Source organism: Herbaspirillum sp. Her4, assembly GCF_057961335.1.
In genome coordinates, this window is the sequence record NZ_CM176330.1 from 1635174 (window position 1) to 1653239 (window position 18066).

Below are 18066 nucleotides of genomic sequence, written 5' to 3' on the forward strand. Positions count from 1 at the left end.
AAATGATTAAAGCAGTCGTTTTCGATATGGACGGCGTCCTGATCGAGGCTAAGGATTGGCACTACGATGCACTGAACAAGGCATTGAGGCTGTTTGGCTACGAGATCAGCCGATTCGACCACCTGACCACTTATGACGGTCTGCCTACCAAGCGCAAGCTGGAGATGCTGAGCATCGAGCGTGGCCTGCCCACGGAACTGCATGCCTTCATCAACGAGATGAAACAGATCTACACGATGGAAATCGTGTTTGCCCAGTGCAAGCCACGTTTCGTGCACGAGTACGCTCTGTCCAAGCTCAAGGCGATGAATTACAAGCTCGGCGTTGCCTCCAATTCCATCAGGACCACCATCGAAGTGATGATGCAGAAATCCAGGCTGGAGCAATACCTGGATGTGCAGTTGTCTGCTGAGGACGTGGTCAAGGGCAAGCCCGATCCCGAGATTTACACCAAGACCATGGAGCGCCTCGGGGTGAAGCCATCGGAATGTCTGATCGTCGAAGACAACGAAAACGGCATTCGCGCTGCGCGTGCTTCCGGTGCGCATGTGTTGGTGGTCAATGAAGTCGATGAAGTTAACATCGACAACATCTTGAACATGATTCAGAAGGTAGAAGCCGAGGAAGCCTCGAAATGAATATTTTGATTTTGGCCGCAGGGCAAGACCAGGTGACCCAGGAGGACGGCTATCCGTTGTGCCTGACAGAGTTTGATTCGGTTCCGCTGATACAGCGCGTGGCCAAGGCCTGCCAGGCGTTGAATCCAGGCAAGCTGATCGTGGCCTTCCGTGAGGAAGATGTTCGCAAGTATCACCTAGATAACATTCTCGGCTTGCTGTCGTCGCACGCCAAGGTCCTGAAGATTGGTGCACCAACTGAAGGCGCTGCTTGCACGGCATTATTGGCCGTGGCAGACATCGACGCCAACGAGGAATTGCTGATCGTCAACGGCAACGAGTTGCTGCATGCTGATTTCAAGGAAGTGGTGTCGAGCTTCCGTGAACGTGAGCTTGATGCCGGCGTAGTGGTGTTCCCGTCGATTCATCCGCGTTATTCGTATGTGCGTTTGGACAAGAACAAGCTGGTGGTCGAAGCTTCTGAAAAGAATCCGATCAGCAACAACGCTACAGTCGGATTCTATTGGTTTGCCAAGGGCAGCAGTTTCGTCAAAGCGGCCAAAAATGCGATTCGCAAGGATGCGCGCGTGAATGGCAAATTCTACATCTGCCCGACCTTCAACGAATTGGTGCTGGAGCAGTTGCGCATCGGTGTCTTCGAGATCGAAAGCAGGGCTTACAACCCGCTCAAGAGTGGCCGTCAGATCGAGCAGTTTGAAGCGGCACTGGAAAAGGGGGGCCGGATATGAAGCACTTTCGCCTGGAGGATATGGTCAAGGGATGGTTCGTTGGCAAGTTTTCTCCTACAGCCTTGTCCACCGATGCGTGCGAGGTCGCCGTCAAGCATTACAAGGCAGGAGACCACGAAGGAGAGCATCATCATAAGCTCGCCACCGAACTTACGGTGATCATCTCGGGTACGGTGCGCATGCTGGGACGCGAGTGGACTGCAGGCGACATCATCGTGATCGAGCCCAACACCGCGACGGACTTTTACGCATTGACTGATGCGGTGAATGTAGTTGTTAAGTTGCCAGGCGCGCTCAATGACAAGTATGAAGGACGTCCGGCCTGATCTGCCAAAGATCAAGCCGATCGTTTGAACGTAGAAGGTGCGAGCGGTCTGTTATCGCCGTCTTTGCCTTTACAATTATCGCCGCTACCGCCCGGCCACCAAGTCAGGTGCCGGGCGGTGTCTATATCGCAATGCTCCAGCGCCGCGGGCGTCAGGGCAGATCCGTGCTTACCCACCATGAAACCAGGCAAGACTGATCTGATTTCCTTTGTCTTGAATGCGACAAGGTTATCCATTTTTGAAATCCAGAAAAGGTCGCTCAATACCTACATCGGTTGGGTTTGGAGTGGTATCAATCCAATGGCACAGATGGCACTGATGTATTTCATCATGACATATGTGTTTAAGAGCACCATGCCCGATATTTTGCTGTGGCTGGTAAGTGGCTTGGCGATCTGGATCACTATCCAAGCGACCATTTCACGCTCCTGCAGCAGCCTAGTGTCGCGGCGTGCCTTGATGCAGAACAACAATATTCCTCCTAGCCTGTTGGTGACCGCAGATATGCTGTCGGAGTTGTTTATCGTCGTGCCGTTTTATCTAATTGGTGTTTTGGTTAGTTTTGCCCACGGAACGCAGTCGCTTTCGCTGCTGATGATCCCACTGATCTTGGTGACGCTGGTTTGTTTTCTTTTTGGCTTGTGCTTGACGTTGGCAATTCTTACGCCGTGGCTGCGCGACCTTCCTTATCTGATTGGACTAGGCTTACAAGTAGGCTTCTGGCTGACACCTATCGCATATGCACGTTCGTCAATGAATGGTCCGGTCAAGCTGATTATTCAACTTAATCCATTCACGTACTTTATCGAATGGTCGCAGGCAATTTTTCTTGACCGTCCGATGTCCGCCGAGCAAATCATCATTCCGATTTGTCTCGCATTGGTTTCCATTTTTATTGGGAAATGGGTTGCCACTAAACTAGGCAAGAAAATGGTTATTCACTTATGAGTACTACAGTACGATTTTCGAATGTGGAGCTCTCTGTTCCTGCCGCGCATGTCCACCAGTCGATAAAGAGTCTGTTGCTGCGCCGGAAACGTGGTCACTCTCCCGACCAGGTTATTTTGAGCGTTCCATCTTTTGAGGCCAGTTCTGGAGACAAGGTCTGCGTTGTTGGACGCAACGGCAATGGTAAAACAACTCTTCTTAAAGTATTAGCTGGAATCTATCCCGCCACTTCGGGTAATGTCTGGACCAGCAGCAAGCCAACGGCCGTGCTGGCCGCAGGTATTGGTTTGGAGGATGAGCTCAGCGTCAGCGAAAATATCGACTTGGCCATGATTCTCAAGGGAATACCGGTGAAGGTCGCTGCACAGTTGAAGGAGGAGATCATTGAGTTTTGCGAGTTGCAGAATGATGCAGACAAGCAATTCAAACATCTTTCATCTGGATTTCGTAGTCGCCTGGCATTCGCTATTGCGATCAGTGAGAAGCCGTCTATCCTTGTGCTGGATGAGGTGCTGGGAGGCGGGGATGAATTCTTTATGAAGAAGGCCAACCAGAAGTTGCGCCAGACCATCGACGATGCCGAAACGGCTTTTATAGCCACTCACGCGCCAAGCGAGCTTCGCGATATTTGTAACCGCTTTATCATTGTACAAAAGGCTCGTATTGTGTTCGATGGAGCCTTTGATGAGGGGCTTGACCTGTATCGTTCTAAGCACGGTTGACCTTAAAATGGAAAATAAACCGGTTTCCGTCGTTATATGCGGCCTGGTACGTGATGCGGAGCGCCTTGTCGAGAAAATTGGCAATTATTCAGAATGGCGCAAGTTAGGTGCGGTAGCTGAAATTGTCTACGTTACCTGGATTGGTGAAATTGATCGCTATCCGAAGTTGCGCAAGCGTTTGCATGATCACGACGTGATGATATTCGAAGTCGATGAACCTCGCCTTGTGCTTAAGGGGGGGCATCAACTGCATCAGATGGTCGCGTTTCACTATGCGTTGTCGGCATTGGAAGATCGCGGGCAATTCGTGCTCAAGACACGGGTGGATTTGGCTGATAACAGCGAAATCATGTTGCATGATTTTCGGCAGGGAACCCCGGAGGCCGATGATTTTGCGGGATTTGGTCTGAAGAACCGCATCCTCGTCGAGAATGCGCAGATGTTTTATCCCTTCTTGTGCAGCGATGCTCAGTTTTTCGGACGCATTTCTGACCTACGTAAGTTGGTTAATATGTCGACCGAGATGGAGGTGACTATGAGTCGCCTCGCGGTCGAGCAGACTTTTTTCTTTGAGCCATTTAGACATAGTCGGCTGTTTCGGCGCCATTTTTATTGGAACCTTCCGCATATTAGCGAAATTGCAGATCGACGCGAACAGCAGTTGACTAGTGTATGGGAATTGGAGGCTATCCAGCGCGTAATCAAGTCATGGTGGATTATTCTTGATAGCTATTTCAAGGTTGGCTGGGGGCCGTGTCAGGATGATTCTCTGGAAATAGCATCATTCGAACAGGCCTGCGCTCACGATGGGATCTACAAGATGATTGGAGGCGACCGTAGCGACGTTATCTTCAATCACGCGTTTATGAGTTTTATCGTCAAGTTGATGACCGAGGCTGAGGTTGCTGATCTCAAGATGCTTATTGCCGATCAGCGAGCTGATAATCCGTTTGCGGTGCCTGTCGTTATCTATAACCAATATGAAAATTTCCGGCGTCAGTTCAGTGATTTGCCTTCCGCCAAAGCTCTCAGTGAAAGAGCGACTAAGTGGCAGCTTACCGGTACAGAGCAACATTTCTTCGTTAAAGAAACCCGAGATTCTGCTAGTGCTCGCTACCATGAGCAGCTCACTGCATTGCGTCGCGAAAACGACTATCTGAAATCTCACCTCAATATAACGATGACAAACACGGTCTTGCACCGTGCGCTCAGCAGAGTCTTGCCACGCCGTGTGATAGTGTTCATGAAATACCGAATGAAATTCTTGACTGATTTTTATGCCCGTTACTTGATGAGAAAGCGGGGCTGATTTATGTCGCTCGGATTGCTCAATTATTTTCAGTTGCTTCGTCTTAAAGAGCTTGTGCGGCAGCATCAGGAATTCAAAGTAACGGTGTTTTACCATCCGCTGCGGGTGGCATTTGGGATTGTCGCTCGGGCCGTTTTGCGTCCATGGCGGCATTTGTTCCGCGGCTCCGAACTCAAGCGTCGTACTCTCGCGTGTCAGCCACCTGAGCCATTGCTTTTGGTGCAGAGATTTTTTGTAACGAAGGCTGGCGATGCTCTTGCTAATCATATCGTTCTTAAGCACGTCCAAGCAGATGATGTGGAGAAGACGAACGCTCCGCTGATTCAACTTGAAAGCGGTAATGACCGGATCATATTTGTTCATGCGTTTTACGAGCGTGAAGCACAAGAAATATTTCAGCGCTTGGATCAGTATGCAAACTATGATGTGGTTCTAACGACTTCGGTTCCAGCCATCCGAGACGCTTTCCTTGCTCGATATGACCGGCGCAGAGCAATATGCGTTGAAATGCCCAACCGAGGGCGTGACATTTTGCCGTTTTTGCTTTCCCTGAATTTTTTGAATTTATCGCGTTATCGGTATTTTATTAAGGTGCATACCAAGCGTTCGGGGCATCGCAGCGATGGCAATATGTGGTTTCGCATGAATCTGCAATTTCTCCTGGGCTCTCGTACCGTGTCTGATGCATTTTTTGAGCTGGTCGATGAGTATAAGCCAAGCCTCTACGGATTAGAGTCCTTCCCGGTTCAAGATCATCTCGAAAATAATCGTTACTGGATGGAGGCGCTTGTTGGTTGCAGGATAGAAGATGCTGAAGGCCAGTTCATCCCTGGTTCCATGTTCAAAGGAACCGGTGAATTGTTGCGGATGATCGCTCAGAAACATTTCGATCAATATCCAATGGAAGAGGAGGCGGGGCAACTCGACGGAACGCTCGCACATGCGCTGGAACGTTATATGGGGTGGTATGCGGGCGCTCAAGGTGGTCAATGTCTTTCGATCGAAGCTTACTTGGCGGACAAATGTGGCGTGCTACAACGCGTTGAGCTGCATTAAGGTTTATTAGATGTTGTAGATTCGAGATTCCCTAATCTGCGCGGAGCTCTTTCGAGTTCTCTCCGGCTTGTATTGTGTTTTTGGTCCCAACGAGATGAGTCGCACGTTCTTGAAGCGGCGTGCTTTTTCAACGTCGTGGTGGAATTATTTGATTATATGTGCGCTGCAGCTCTGTCGAGTATGCCTGTAGGAGAAGCCTTTTATGAGAAAAGTAGTTAAGAAAATATGGCAATTGCGTCGACACCCGTTGATCTATCCGATCGCGGCAAGAGTGCGGGTGCTCTTGGTGCCATTCCTGCCCATACAAGGACTGGCGGATGATGCAGTGTCAATGGAGCCGGTTGCCACTTCTTCTGAGTCAACGTTTAATCGTCTCGATGCTGCATACGGAATTGAAGATCCAATCAAAGCAATTAATTTGGCCCTGAACAAGGCCGATCCAATTCAGGCGATGGTGCTGCTTTTGGCAAACCGGTCAAGAATCGGGGAGCTAGCAGCAACGATGCCGGCGATCGTGCATGCGATGCGTCATAGCGCGCAACTCAGAATCACTAGCGGCGGCTCGGATGATGTCGAGCGACTAAGCGCTGTCCGCGTTTGTGAGTTGCTGCTGTCTGCTGAGATTGATTTTGAAACTGCTAAGCATCTGGTCTGGATGATTTCTTATCAAGGTGATTTCAGCCCAAGAAGCAGAGCATGGATTCAAGAGACATTGAAACAGGCAAGCCAGAATATTCTGTTGCAGAGAACCAGAGCTGGGTTAGCGCTTTATTTTTTGGTTGCTTGTAAAGGATTTGAAAGTATTCCAAACACCGTCGATGCGGAGTTGATCAAGACATATGCATCTAATGACCTTCCGACGTTTCTGTTTGCGGCAGCGCTATACGGCGATCGTGCACAAAGGCCGGAGTTGCGCGCTGCAGTCATAGAGCGTGTTGCGGCGTTGTCTTCCGAAGAGCTTCATTTCTACGATAGCAAGATTCTTGAGCAGCTCGTCGCGCGCGTGAATAGTTTGGCTGCTAGGTCGCAGGAACAGTCTTCCTTGAGCGTGCGGCCTGCATCGGTGCAGCAAGCAACCGGCACTGTGAGGAAGATTTTTGTCGGCTTTTTCGGTCAAATTCGATACGAAGATTATTTCTACAGCGACATTTTGCCCTCCTTTAAGAGAGCTCTGTTGGAACAAGGTTTGGACGTCACTTTCGCGTGCGCAAGTTGGGATAAAACCGGAAAACAAGAGCTGTTCGACTGGTCGGGCCTGGATTTTGTTCATGCGCGGCTTCCACCCGAGCTTTCTTCGGTATTGGCCGCCCCGGACATTATCAATCTGACTGATTTTTCTCGTTATTACCCTGCCACAGCGGATCTCGTCAGAAAGAGTAACTCCGGCAGCGGCTTGCTGGATGTTGGTGTCTTGCGGTCGAACTTGGGGGAAGGGGCATTGCTTGAGTTTTCAACTGAGCTCCGCTTCCAGCAGTCGCTGATTGAAAAGAAGATGTCTAGGTTCGAAATTGAAGAGCCTCGCATGAACCAGCTTCGTATGTTTGACCGATTGGCGGTTCTCGGCCGACTGGCGGCTGAATATAAGAGCCGCTTGAATGGGGCAGACGCATATTATTTATTCATGCGACCTGACGTAGAGTTCCCCTTGGAGCGGCTGCTGAAGGAGATGGCAAAAACCTTTCACGCCAACTCGCTCATTGTTGATCACGATGATCAGGCGGAATTTATTGGCGGAATCGGCGATCGCTACTTCGGTGGTGGCTTCGACGCTATTCAGGCGGTTGCCGGTACTTTCGATTATCTGGCCCAGCTAGCTGGGAGGGACGATTGGCAGCGTTATCGCCACGATATTCATGCTCATCGCTTTATCGCACAGCATTTGTTCCGCTCGGGAGTAGAGGTGCGCAGTCTTTTAGCTGTCGACGTACCTTTGCGATTACATCGTGGCGTTATCAATCGTCCCGACATCATTCGTGCGCTGGAAGCTGACCTTGAGTCGCCGAATTTGTTGGCATCGCATGAGCTGCACCGGAAGTTGCAGGCATTTCTCTCTAATGAGCGCCATGTTTTGGCGGCATCGTAATCAGTCGGAAATGGGTATCGGGAAAACGATATGAACAAACATCGGACATTAATGGCGGCGGTTTGCAATGGAATGACGCCAGTGCGGCCATGCATTGCAGATCCTTGGGTAGGACATATTCCATTTGCGTATTTTGTTATGCAACTGCCAGGGATCCATCGGGTTGTTGAGCTGGGAACTCGTAGTGGGAATTCTTATTTTGCATTTTGTCAAGGATTCTTGGATGCAGGCTCTACAGGTGAAGTCGTTGCTGTGAGCTCCTGTGAAGGAGGCGATGATGCCGGATTGTCCGGTGATGAGACTTATGATGAAGTGCAGGCATATAGTCAAGCTCACTATTCGAAATTCGCCCGTGTCATCAGAACGGGATTGGCTGAAGCATTGCCAATCTTTGCAGATGGCAGTATTGATCTGTTGCACATTAATAGTGTTGATGAATGCAAAGATATCCAAAGTGTCTTCTACTCATGGCTGCCCAAAGTACGGCAGGGTGGTCTTATTCTCATTCATGGGATCGCTTCGCAGCAAGATGGGGGAGGTTTGTCTCCCTTGTGGGCCGAAATTGAAAAGAAATATAGAGATACGCTGAGTTTCTTCCACTCAGGCGGCCTAGGTGTGCTTCAAGTGCCAGAGGAGAATGTTTCTGCTTTTGACTGGCTCAGTCACGATCCTGAAGAGGTGATGCAAATCCGTCAGATGTTTGCTATTTCTGGCATGCGAATGCAGGACGCTGGCCGTCAGAGCCAGGTAGTCCGTGCGCTGGAGCAGCAGCTATCCACGCAGGCTGAGGAGCTAAAGGCGACGAAGGAGACGGTTGATGCTCTGGCTAAGCAGTTCGCGCCGTTCGGTGAACTGGCCGAGTCCTTCCAGGGCAGTGTGACGCGCGATGAATATATGAAAATTCTGGCGCAACCCGGGATGCTGTTGGAATGGGTGGTAATTGCTGCAACAAATTCGTTTGACCGGCGGTGGTATTCCGAGCGATATCCTGACGCGTTGGCATATAAAGATGGGCCGCTGCTTCACTATCTTACTCATGGGCGAAGTGAAGGAAGGGAATCCGCGCCTTTCTTCTTGCCACATCCGCCCGAGCTTAATGGGGCCCAGGCTGAGCATTCGGTCTTGTTCAGTATTTTGAAGAATCCGCCTCCGAGCCAGTTTGAGTTGCAAGCTGAAATTGCGCGCGAGCGAAGCAGAAAGATGGAGCGTATTATCAACTTGCGCATACCATTGGCTGATCGAGGCAGCGCTCCTTTGAAATTCTCAATAGTTGTGCATGTTTTCTACCTGGAGGTTTTCCGAGATATTGTTCAGACGCTGAAGAAAATCTCGATGCAGTACTCCTTGGTTATCACCACGCCACGCTCGGAATATTGCCAAGAAATTGAGATGATCTGCCGTGATGCGGGAATGAGTGCGCCTGAGATCCTTGTTATGGAAAATCGGGGGCGCGATATTCTTCCCAAGCTAACGGCGGCTGAGAAACTGATTGGTAAGTGTGATGTTGCTCTCTTCTTGCACACAAAGAAATCGCCCCATTTGACTCAGGGGCATGGTTGGCTCGCTCATGTCCTGGACTGTTTGTGCGGCTCCGAACATCGTGTCCGGCAGATTCTCAGTTGCTTTGATGAGATACCGCATCTCGGCATGATTAGTCCGTCAACCCCAGAGTTGCTGAGACCCTCTTTGAATTGGGGAGGGAACTTTGCGGTTGCGAATGCCATTACACGAGAGGCGGGATTCTCTGACCTGCCTCACGAAATCGACTTTCCTGCCGGATCGATGTTCTGGGCGCGCCCGAGTGCACTCAGATTACTTATTAAGCCAGCTATTTCAGATATGTTCGAAATGGAGGCCGGGCAATTGGACGGAACGATCGCGCATGGTATCGAGCGACTGTTCTTTATTGCTTGCGAAGATGCTGGATTTGAGTGGTTCAAGATTGGCAGGAATACTGCCGACACCATAGAGCCAGCATTGGTTAACGTAGAAGCATTTGAAGATCTGATGATATATCTGGAATTTGCAAAGAAGCATTTGGTTCCCCGGCGCTTTACCAGCGCTTAGCCAGTCTTGTGTCGTCATCCTCAAGGTAAGCAGTCGGTTGTAGATGGTCAGTAGAACAGCCGCGCAAATCGAGTGCGGGGCTCATTTCCCAATGAAATGATGCTTATTTGACCAACTGTATTCGGTTGATTTGGCACGTTTGCGTGACTGCTTGTGGAGCACGCAGACGCGCAACTTTTCATAGACGTGGAAGACCTTCCATTAATTGCGACATACTTATTCAGATCGCGTCATGATCTGAGTCAATGGCGTTGCGTTTCGGGGGCTTCGCGATGGCGAGCAAGGTCGGATTGAATAATGAAACGAAGAGCTGCTTTGGCAAGCGTAGATGTGACGGTCGTCATCGTCAGCTGGAATAGTGAGAAGTGGTTGGCGCAATGTCTGCATCAGCTGATGGCACAGACTTTGCCGCCCAAGGCGATTGTCGTGGTTGACAACGCCAGTACCGACGGCTCGGCGCGGCTGGTAGAACAGTTTGCGCAGGTGCAATTGATTCGGGCAGAAAGCAATCTCGGATTTGCGGCTGGCAATAATCTCGCATTACGTGAATGCACGACCGAGTTCGTGGCATTGCTCAATCCCGATGCCTTCGTCGAGCCGGACTGGCTGGAGCAATTGATTGCAGGTGCGCGGCGGCATCCCGAAGCCGCTGCCTTCGGCAGCCGGCAGCTTACCTGGTCTGCGCCTGACATCCTGGATGGAACCGGTGATGCTTACCATCTGAGTGGACTGGTATGGCGCAGCCGATGGGGGGCACGCCAGCAGCCGGAAGATCTCCATGAACACGCCATCTTCTCGCCTTGCGCTGCCGCTGCCATGTATCGACGCGCGGCACTGGAGGAAGTAGGCGGTTTTGATGAAGACTATTTTTGCTACGTTGAGGATGTGGATTTAGGTTTCCGTCTGCAGCTGGCCGGATATCAAGCCATCTATGTTCCGCAGGCCGTGGTGCAGCACGTAGGCTCTGCCACGTCGGGCGGCAGTCATAGCGACTTCTGCGTTTTTCACGGACATCGCAATGTGGTCTGGACCTATGTCAAGAACATGCCTGCGCTGCTGTTCTGGTTATGTCTGCCCTTGCATCTTCTGTTCAACCTGGCGGCGCTGCTGCGATTCTCGCTGTCGGGGCAAGCGCGTGTCATTTTCCGGGCCAAGGCCGAAGCACTGAGAGGTCTGCCGGCAATGTGGCGCAAGCGCCGTGTCGTCCAGCATCGGCGCCGAGTCAGCCTGCGCGGGGTATTGCATGTGCTCGACAAGCGCTTGTGGCCGGCCAGAAAGCGCCGAGGAGCTGCCAATGGCTGATACGAGCATCCTGGCCACAAGCGCCGTCGCCGAGGTGGCGGTTGTTGTGGTCAACTACAACGCAGGCCATTATCTGGAGCGATGCCTGGAGGCGACTCTGCCGCAGGTGCGTCAGGTCATCGTGGTAGACAATGCGTCTTCGGATGACAGTATTGCCCGATGCCGCAGGCTTTTTGCCCACCATCCGGGGTTGCGCATCATTGTCAATGCCGAAAATCTCGGATTTGCTGCCGGGTGCAATATTGGGTGCAGCGCGGCCAGTCTTCCAACGGTGATGTTTCTCAATCCCGACGGCCAGCCGGCACCGGGAGCGATTGTACGCCTGTGCGAGGCGCTGTATGAGGACGAAAGCATTGGCATGGTTGGCGGTTTATTGATCAATCCAGATGGTAGCGAACAGGGGGGAGGACGACGCATCATTCCTACGCCCTGGCGTTCTTTCGTACGCGCCAGCGGCCTGTATCTGCTGGCGAACCGGTGGCCGCGATTGCTGGTGGATTTCAATTTGCATCGCCAGCCCTTGCCGGATCGGCCCATTGACGTGGAAGCAATTTCGGGCGCCTGCATGGTAGTCAAGAGAGCTGCACTGGACGATGTTGGACTGTGGGACGAGGGCTATTTCTTGCATTGCGAAGATCTCGACTGGTGCATGCGGTTTCGCTTGCGGTATTGGCGGGTCGTGTTTGTTCCGGATGCGGTCATCCGGCACGCCAAGGGCGTTTCCAGCAGGGGGCGGGCGCTTTTCGTGGAGTGGCACAAGCACCGTGGTATGTGGCGCTTCTACCGCAAGTTTTTCCGCGACAGCTATCCGGCAAGCATGATGGTGCTGGTTGCACTAGGGGTGGCGCTGAGATTTGGTGCGGTCGCCGGTGGCATAGGCATGCACCGCTTGCTGCGTCTCTTCAGGGCTAATGGGGGCGACTCTACATGACAGGCATTGTTGCACCGGTCGGCGTGATAGGCGCCACTACCTTGGTGGGCGAATTCATTTTGGCCGGATTGGCGCACCGGGGAATCCAGGCCGTGCCCTTTTCGAGAGCGGCTGCGGCGCACGACGGATGGCGCAATCCCTTATCGGCAGGTGCCTTTGACGGTATCGCCGCATGCGTGTGTGCTGCGCCAGTGTGGGTCATGCCCGAGTACTTCGGTGCGCTGGCTGCTGCCGGCGTGCACCGTGTAGTCGTCTTGTCCTCGACCAGTCGGTTTACAAAAGACGACTCGGATGACGCTACCGAGCGCGCCGTAGCACAGCGCTTGCGCCAAGCCGAAGACCAACTCGCCGGGTGGGCGAAGCAGTTGGGAGTGACGTATGTAATCTTGCGCCCTACCCTGATCTATGGCGCGGGACGCGACAAGAACATTTCCGAAATCGCCCGGTTTATCCGGCGTTTCGGTTTTTTTCCTTTATTGGGTGAAGGCCAGGGTCTGCGCCAGCCGGTGCATGCAGAAGATGTGGCGGCGGCTTGTCTGAATGCGCTCGATGGCGGGGTAAATGACGGTGCGTTCAATATTCCCGGTGGCGAAACGTTGACTTACCGCGAAATGGTGAGGAGAATTTTTTTCGCGCTAGGCCGGCCTCCGGTGATTGTCACCGTGCCGCTGTGGTGCTTCAGGGCCGCTTTGAGTGTGATGCGTATTCTGCCCCGTTATCGTAAACTGACCCCGGCCATGGCCCAGCGCATGAGTCGCGATCTGGTCTTCAGTCAGGCAGATGCGGCAGCCCACATCAGCTATTCGCCCAGAAAATTTATCATCGACAAGCGTGACATGCCCGGCAGCTCGGGGCGAGGGTCCGCCAATACCGAGTCTGCAGGATGAAACGCGCCTTTGATTTGCTGTTGGTCATCATTGCCGGTACGTTTCTGGCATTGCCAATGTGTTTGCTGGCCCTTCTGGTGAGGTGTACCTCCAAGGGGCCGGCACTTTACTGGTCCGCGCGTGTCGGACGGAATAATGTCATCTACCAGATGCCGAAGTTTCGGACCATGCGTACCGGAACGCCAGTGGTGGCGACCCATTTGTTGGCCAACCCGGACCAGTATCTAACGCCGATTGGCGAATTCCTGCGCAAAACCAGTCTGGATGAACTGCCGCAGTTGTGGAGCATTCTGAAAGGAGACATGAGCTTCGTGGGGCCGCGCCCGGCGCTGTTCAATCAGGCAGACCTGATCGAACAGCGCACACGATGTATGGTGCACGAGTTGCGGCCGGGATTGACAGGTTGGGCTCAGGTCAACGGCCGGGATGATATTTCCATTGAGAAAAAAGTGGCTTATGACCTCGCCTATTTGAAGCGGATGAGCCTCATTTTCGATATGGTAATTATTTTTTTGACAATATCTAAAGTTTTGAAGCGGGAAGGTGTGTCACACTAGCGCGCTACGATATTCCAGCCTCAAATGCAAAAATACATTATCCATTTACCCAGGCTGACAAAGCAGGCGATTGTCGCTGCCCTTGACGCGGCAATGTCCGCCTTGGCAACTTGGATGGCGTTTTATCTCCGCCTGGACGATTTGTCGTTGCCAACCGACTATCAGTGGCTGGTATATGCTCTGTCTCCAGCGCTGACCTTGCCGATCTTCATCCGCTTTGGCCTCTATCGCGCGGTGTTCCGCTACAACGGAATTTCCGCACTGGTGACCATCAGCAAAGCGGTCGCTGTCTATTGCGTCCTGCTGTTCGGACTACTGCTTTGGCTGCAGTTGCCTGGAGTTCCGCGTACGGTGGGCTTGATTCAGCCCATGCTGGTATTGATCATGCTCATCAGCAGCCGGACTTTCGCCCGTTTCTGGCTGGCAAAGCTGACGCGCGAGCATCGGTCGCGTGGGGATGCGCGATTCCTGATTTATGGTGCCGGCGCTGCCGGCGCCCAGATCGCCGACGCGCTGTTGCAGACACCGGGACTGAACCTTTACGGCTTCATTGATGATGCGACCGAATTGCACGGCAAGACGCTCAATGGCATTAAAGTCCATCGACACCAAGAACTCGATAGCCTGATCCGGCTGCACGGCATCACGGATATTCTGCTGGCCTTGCCGACGATCACGCGAGCGCGGCGGAATCAGATCCTCGATATGATCCGACCGTTCCACGTTCACGTGCGCTCGCTGCCGAACCTCACTGACCTGGCCCAAGGCAAGGTCGACATGTCAGATATGCGGGAGCTCGATATTTCTGATCTGCTGGGGCGTGACCCGGTGGCGCCGGACGAGCAACTCATGAAGCGCCACATCGCTGGCAAGACAGTGCTTGTCACCGGAGCCGGCGGCAGCATTGGAAGTGAGCTGTGCCGGCAGATTCTGTTGGCCGGACCCGCCAGGCTGCTGTTGTTGGATCATAATGAATTCAGTCTCTATACGATTCACCAGGACCTGGAGGCGCGCTGCGAGGAACTGGGCACAGGTATCGAGCTCATGCCGCTGCTGGGCAGCGTGTGCAATCCGGACCGGCTCGCTGAAATCTTCCGTATGTGGAGCCCGCACACGGTTTATCACGCGGCAGCGTACAAGCATGTGCCGCTGGTTGAACACAATCCCGGCGAGGGGATCCGCAACAACGTCTTCGGCACCTTCAACGTCGTGAGAGCTGCGGTGACTTTCGACGTGCGTGAATTCATTCTCGTTAGTACCGACAAGGCTGTTCGCCCTACCAATGTAATGGGCGCCAGTAAACGTCTGGCAGAAATGCTCTTGCAGGCAATTTCCGCCGGTGAAACGGTCCGATTTTCATCCCAGGATCGTACCGTGGTTCAGAAGCGGGCCACGCGCTTCTCGATGGTGCGTTTTGGCAATGTGCTCAATTCCTCTGGATCGGTGGTGCCGTTGTTCCGCAGGCAGATCAAGCAGGGCGGGCCGATCACGCTGACTGACGCCGAGGTAACACGCTATTTCATGACCATCACCGAGGCGGCACAGCTGGTGATACAGGCGGGCGCCATGGCTAGCGGTGGGGACGTGTTCGTGTTGGACATGGGGCAACCGGTGAAGATCATCGACCTCGCAAGGAGGATGATCGAGCTCTCGGGTCTGGAAGAAAAGACCAGTGAAAATCCGTTTGGCGACATCGAAATCAAGATCACTGGATTGCGTCCGGGTGAGAAACTTTACGAAGAACTGTTGTTGGGAGAGAACCCGAAGCCGACTTTGCACTCCCGGATTGTCAAAGCGCACGAGGATTTCCTGCCTTGGCCGCAGATGCTGCAGCATCTGGAAGCGCTGCAGATCGCTGTGGACAACAACGACATTCACGCCATCCGCGACATCCTGCAGGAGACGGTGATTGGCTATATGGCCAGCGATCAGGTTGTCGATTGGATTTACCTCGCCGAGCAGAGTGAGAAGATGCTGGCCGCCGCATCGCATTGACACCAAGCTGCTTGTTGTTGGGAATTGCAGTGCCGATTGCTTTTAACTCTTCTTTCAGTTCACAGGAATCCACAATGACATTGTCTTCTTCCATCTTCAAAGCCTACGACATCCGCGGCATCATCGACAAAACCCTGGACGACCAGGTCGCCTTCCAGATCGGCCAGGCCTTCGGTGCCGCCGCGCTGGCCAAGGGCCAGAAGAAGGTCGTGATCGGCCGTGATGGCCGCCTCTCCGGACCTTCGCTCTCGGCCGCGCTGGCCAAGGGCTTGCAGGCTGTCGGCGTGGACGTGATCGATCTGGGCATGGTCGCGACCCCCATGGTCTACTTCGGCACCCACGTGCTGGATACGCAATCGGGCATCATGGTCACCGGCAGCCACAATCCGCCGGACTACAACGGCTTCAAGATGGTGCTGGCCGGTGAAGCCATTCATGGTGAAACCATCCAAGGCCTGTACCAGGCCATCGTCAAGGGCGAATTCCCCCAAGGCGCCGGCAGCTACAGCACCCATGACATCAAGGCGGCCTACATCGCGCGCATGATTTCGGATGTGAAGCTGGCGCGTCCCCTGAAGATCGCCGTCGACTGCGGCAACGGTGTGGCCGGTGCCTTCGCCGGCGAGATCTACCGTGCCTTGGGCTGCGAAGTCACCGAGCTGTTCTGCGAAGTGGACGGCAACTTCCCCAACCATCATCCCGATCCGGCCCATCCGGAAAACCTGCAGGACCTCATCCGCTGCCTGCAGGAGACCGACAACGAGCTCGGCCTGGCCTTCGATGGCGATGGCGACCGCCTGGGCCTGGTCACCAAGGACGGCCAGATCATCTATCCGGACCGGCAGCTGATGCTCTTCGCCGAAGACGTGCTGACCCGCAACCCGGGCAAGGAAATCCTGTACGACGTCAAGTGCACCCGCCACCTGGCACCCTGGATCACCGCGCGCGGCGGCCAGCCGCTGATGTGGAAGACCGGCCATTCCCTGGTCAAGGCCAAGCTGCGCGAAACTGGTGCCCCGCTGGGCGGCGAGATGAGCGGCCACATCTTCTTCAAGGATCGTTGGTTCGGCTTCGACGACGGCCTCTACGCCGGCGTGCGCATGCTGGAACTGATGGCCCGCCAGAGCGATCCGTCGGCCGTGCTCAATGCCCTGCCGCAATCGGTCAGCACCCCGGAACTGCAACTGAAGCTGCAGGAAGGCGAGAACTTCGCGCTCATCGGCAAGCTGCAAAGCGATGCCAAGTTCGACGGCGCCCGGGACATCATCACCATCGACGGTCTGCGCGTGGAATACGCCGACGGCTTCGGTCTGGCCCGTTCCTCCAACACCACGCCGGTGGTGGTGCTGCGTTTCGAGGCCGAGACGCCCCAGGCGCTGGAACGTATCCAGGGTGAATTCCGCAAGGTCATCCTGGCTGCCCGTCCCGATGTAACGTTGCCGTTCTGAGCGGCTGATGAGGTAAGATGCTGGCCCACCATTCAGTCAAGCCAACGTGGGTCAGCCTTGAAAATTCTTATCGTCCGTGTCTCCTCTCTGGGAGATGTCGTCCATAACATGCCGATGGTGGCGGACATCCATCGGCATTTCCCCGGCGCAGAGATCGATTGGGTCGTCGAAGAGGCCTACACCAGCCTGGTCGGCCTCAATCGGCACGTGCGCAAGATCATCCCCATTGCCCTGCGCCGCTGGCGCAAGACCCTGTTCTCGGCAGCCACGCGCGCCGAGATCGGTGCGTTCCGCCGGCAGTTGCGCGCCGAGCGCTATGACGTGGTGTTCGATACCCAGGGCCTGCTCAAGACCAGCGTGGTCATGCGCATGGCGCGCCTGGCGCCGCAGGGCCGCCGGATCGGCCTGGCCAATGCGACCGAAGGTTCAGGCTATGAGCCGGTCTCGCGCATCTTCCACGATCAGAGCATTCCGGTCGGCATTCACACCCATGCCGTCACGCGCGCCAGGCTGGTGGCGGCCGGTGCGCTGGGCTATCAGGTGGAGGGCTTGCCCGACTTCGCCTTACGGCCGCCGGAACCGGCGCGCTTTGGCTGGATGCCGGAGCAGCCTTATGTCGTCTTCTTCCACGGCACCGCGCGTGCAGCCAAGCAATGGCCTCAGGAACGCTGGGTCAGGCTGGGCCAGGCCCTCGCTGCGCGCGGCTTGCCGGTCCTGTTGCCTTGGGGTAGCGCCAAGGAGCAGGAAGCCGCCCGCCAGCTGGCCGCTGGTATCCCCGGCGCGACCGTGCTGCCGGCGCTGCCGATGATGCAGGCCGTAGCACTGGTGCAGCAGGCGCGGCTGGTGATCGGGCTCGATACCGGGCTGACCCATATCGCCGCCGCCTATGGCAAGCCCACAGTCGAGCTCTACTGCGACTCGCCGCGCTGGAAAACCGAAGGCAATTGGTCCCCATCCATCCGCAATCTGGGCGACTTGGGCAGCTCTCCTTCCGAGGAAGAGGTATTGCGGGCCGCGCTGGACTTGCTGGCCTGACCCGGACCGGCGCGGCAGCCACTTGGGCATATGT

16 protein-coding genes are annotated in these 18066 nt (G+C 54.3%); all 16 read left to right on the plus strand.

Going from position 1 to position 18066, the window contains the following annotated elements; translation table 11 throughout:
- The first annotated feature begins 2 nt into the window (after positions 1-2).
- Positions 3-638, plus strand: a complete 636-nt coding sequence (locus tag ACWFUC_RS07500) for an HAD family hydrolase (RefSeq protein WP_489624529.1) — start codon at positions 3-5, stop codon at positions 636-638.
- Positions 635-1366, plus strand: a complete 732-nt coding sequence (locus ACWFUC_RS07505; protein WP_489637519.1) for a glycosyltransferase family 2 protein — start codon at positions 635-637, stop codon at positions 1364-1366. The genes ACWFUC_RS07500 and ACWFUC_RS07505 overlap by 4 nt, the downstream gene beginning before the upstream one ends.
- Positions 1363-1692, plus strand: a complete 330-nt coding sequence (locus ACWFUC_RS07510) for a cupin domain-containing protein (RefSeq protein WP_489624531.1) — start codon at positions 1363-1365, stop codon at positions 1690-1692. The genes ACWFUC_RS07505 and ACWFUC_RS07510 overlap by 4 nt, the downstream gene beginning before the upstream one ends.
- A gap of 177 nt (positions 1693-1869) precedes the next feature.
- On the plus strand, positions 1870-2640 hold the full coding sequence (locus tag ACWFUC_RS07515; protein WP_489637520.1) for an ABC transporter permease: 771 nt from the start codon (positions 1870-1872) through the stop codon (positions 2638-2640).
- The gene (locus ACWFUC_RS07520; RefSeq protein ID WP_489637521.1) at positions 2637-3362 is read left to right on the plus strand and encodes an ABC transporter ATP-binding protein; all 726 of its coding nucleotides are present in this window, start codon (positions 2637-2639) and stop codon (positions 3360-3362) included. Before ACWFUC_RS07515 ends, ACWFUC_RS07520 begins: the two co-directional genes overlap by 4 nt.
- Positions 3363-3369: 7 nt before the next feature.
- A complete protein-coding gene (locus tag ACWFUC_RS07525; RefSeq protein ID WP_489637522.1) occupies positions 3370-4671 on the plus strand; it encodes a hypothetical protein in 1302 nt (433 codons plus the stop codon).
- A gap of 3 nt (positions 4672-4674) precedes the next feature.
- On the plus strand, positions 4675-5727 hold the full coding sequence (locus ACWFUC_RS07530) for a rhamnan synthesis F family protein (protein WP_489637523.1): 1053 nt from the start codon (positions 4675-4677) through the stop codon (positions 5725-5727).
- Between the two features lie 202 nt (positions 5728-5929).
- Complete coding sequence (locus ACWFUC_RS07535) at positions 5930-7810, plus strand: hypothetical protein (RefSeq protein WP_489637524.1); 1881 nt, start codon at positions 5930-5932, stop codon at positions 7808-7810.
- Between the two features lie 30 nt (positions 7811-7840).
- On the plus strand, positions 7841-9877 hold the full coding sequence (locus ACWFUC_RS07540; protein ID WP_489637525.1) for a rhamnan synthesis F family protein: 2037 nt from the start codon (positions 7841-7843) through the stop codon (positions 9875-9877).
- 297 nt (positions 9878-10174) lie between these two features.
- Positions 10175-11179, plus strand: a complete 1005-nt coding sequence (locus tag ACWFUC_RS07545; RefSeq protein WP_489637526.1) for a glycosyltransferase family 2 protein — start codon at positions 10175-10177, stop codon at positions 11177-11179.
- Positions 11172-12110: a glycosyltransferase family 2 protein gene (locus ACWFUC_RS07550; RefSeq protein WP_489637527.1), complete on the plus strand. Its 939-nt coding sequence runs from the start codon at positions 11172-11174 to the stop codon at positions 12108-12110. The genes ACWFUC_RS07545 and ACWFUC_RS07550 overlap by 8 nt, the downstream gene beginning before the upstream one ends.
- Positions 12107-12997 (plus strand): NAD-dependent epimerase/dehydratase family protein, encoded by an 891-nt coding sequence (locus ACWFUC_RS07555; protein ID WP_489624542.1) that lies wholly within the window; start codon positions 12107-12109, stop codon positions 12995-12997. The genes ACWFUC_RS07550 and ACWFUC_RS07555 overlap by 4 nt, the downstream gene beginning before the upstream one ends.
- Positions 12994-13554, plus strand: a complete 561-nt coding sequence (locus ACWFUC_RS07560; protein ID WP_489637528.1) for a sugar transferase — start codon at positions 12994-12996, stop codon at positions 13552-13554. Before ACWFUC_RS07555 ends, ACWFUC_RS07560 begins: the two co-directional genes overlap by 4 nt.
- 24 nt (positions 13555-13578) lie before the next feature.
- Complete coding sequence (locus tag ACWFUC_RS07565) at positions 13579-15549, plus strand: polysaccharide biosynthesis protein (RefSeq protein ID WP_489637529.1); 1971 nt, start codon at positions 13579-13581, stop codon at positions 15547-15549.
- Positions 15550-15623: 74 nt separating this feature from the next.
- On the plus strand, positions 15624-16997 hold the full coding sequence (locus ACWFUC_RS07570) for a phosphomannomutase/phosphoglucomutase (protein ID WP_489637530.1): 1374 nt from the start codon (positions 15624-15626) through the stop codon (positions 16995-16997).
- 57 nt (positions 16998-17054) lie between these two features.
- Positions 17055-18032, plus strand: a complete 978-nt coding sequence (waaC, locus tag ACWFUC_RS07575; RefSeq protein WP_489637531.1) for a lipopolysaccharide heptosyltransferase I — start codon at positions 17055-17057, stop codon at positions 18030-18032.
- Positions 18033-18066: the final 34 nt, after the last annotated feature.

Excerpts from the sequence above, each read along its gene's own strand:
- ACWFUC_RS07500 (WP_489624529.1), top strand. The coding sequence starts at position 3 with ATGATTAAAGCAGTCGTTTTCGATATGGACGGCGTCCTGATCGAGGCT.
- ACWFUC_RS07505 (WP_489637519.1), top strand. The coding sequence starts at position 635 with ATGAATATTTTGATTTTGGCCGCAGGGCAAGACCAGGTGACCCAGGAG.
- ACWFUC_RS07510 (WP_489624531.1), top strand. The coding sequence starts at position 1,363 with ATGAAGCACTTTCGCCTGGAGGATATGGTCAAGGGATGGTTCGTTGGC.
- ACWFUC_RS07515 (WP_489637520.1), top strand. The coding sequence starts at position 1,870 with ATGAAACCAGGCAAGACTGATCTGATTTCCTTTGTCTTGAATGCGACA.
- ACWFUC_RS07520 (WP_489637521.1), top strand. The coding sequence starts at position 2,637 with ATGAGTACTACAGTACGATTTTCGAATGTGGAGCTCTCTGTTCCTGCC.
- ACWFUC_RS07525 (WP_489637522.1), top strand. The coding sequence starts at position 3,370 with ATGGAAAATAAACCGGTTTCCGTCGTTATATGCGGCCTGGTACGTGAT.
- ACWFUC_RS07530 (WP_489637523.1), top strand. The coding sequence starts at position 4,675 with ATGTCGCTCGGATTGCTCAATTATTTTCAGTTGCTTCGTCTTAAAGAG.
- ACWFUC_RS07535 (WP_489637524.1), top strand. The coding sequence starts at position 5,930 with ATGAGAAAAGTAGTTAAGAAAATATGGCAATTGCGTCGACACCCGTTG.
- ACWFUC_RS07540 (WP_489637525.1), top strand. The coding sequence starts at position 7,841 with ATGAACAAACATCGGACATTAATGGCGGCGGTTTGCAATGGAATGACG.
- ACWFUC_RS07545 (WP_489637526.1), top strand. The coding sequence starts at position 10,175 with ATGAAACGAAGAGCTGCTTTGGCAAGCGTAGATGTGACGGTCGTCATC.
- ACWFUC_RS07550 (WP_489637527.1), top strand. The coding sequence starts at position 11,172 with ATGGCTGATACGAGCATCCTGGCCACAAGCGCCGTCGCCGAGGTGGCG.
- ACWFUC_RS07555 (WP_489624542.1), top strand. The coding sequence starts at position 12,107 with ATGACAGGCATTGTTGCACCGGTCGGCGTGATAGGCGCCACTACCTTG.
- ACWFUC_RS07560 (WP_489637528.1), top strand. The coding sequence starts at position 12,994 with ATGAAACGCGCCTTTGATTTGCTGTTGGTCATCATTGCCGGTACGTTT.
- ACWFUC_RS07565 (WP_489637529.1), top strand. The coding sequence starts at position 13,579 with ATGCAAAAATACATTATCCATTTACCCAGGCTGACAAAGCAGGCGATT.
- ACWFUC_RS07570 (WP_489637530.1), top strand. The coding sequence starts at position 15,624 with ATGACATTGTCTTCTTCCATCTTCAAAGCCTACGACATCCGCGGCATC.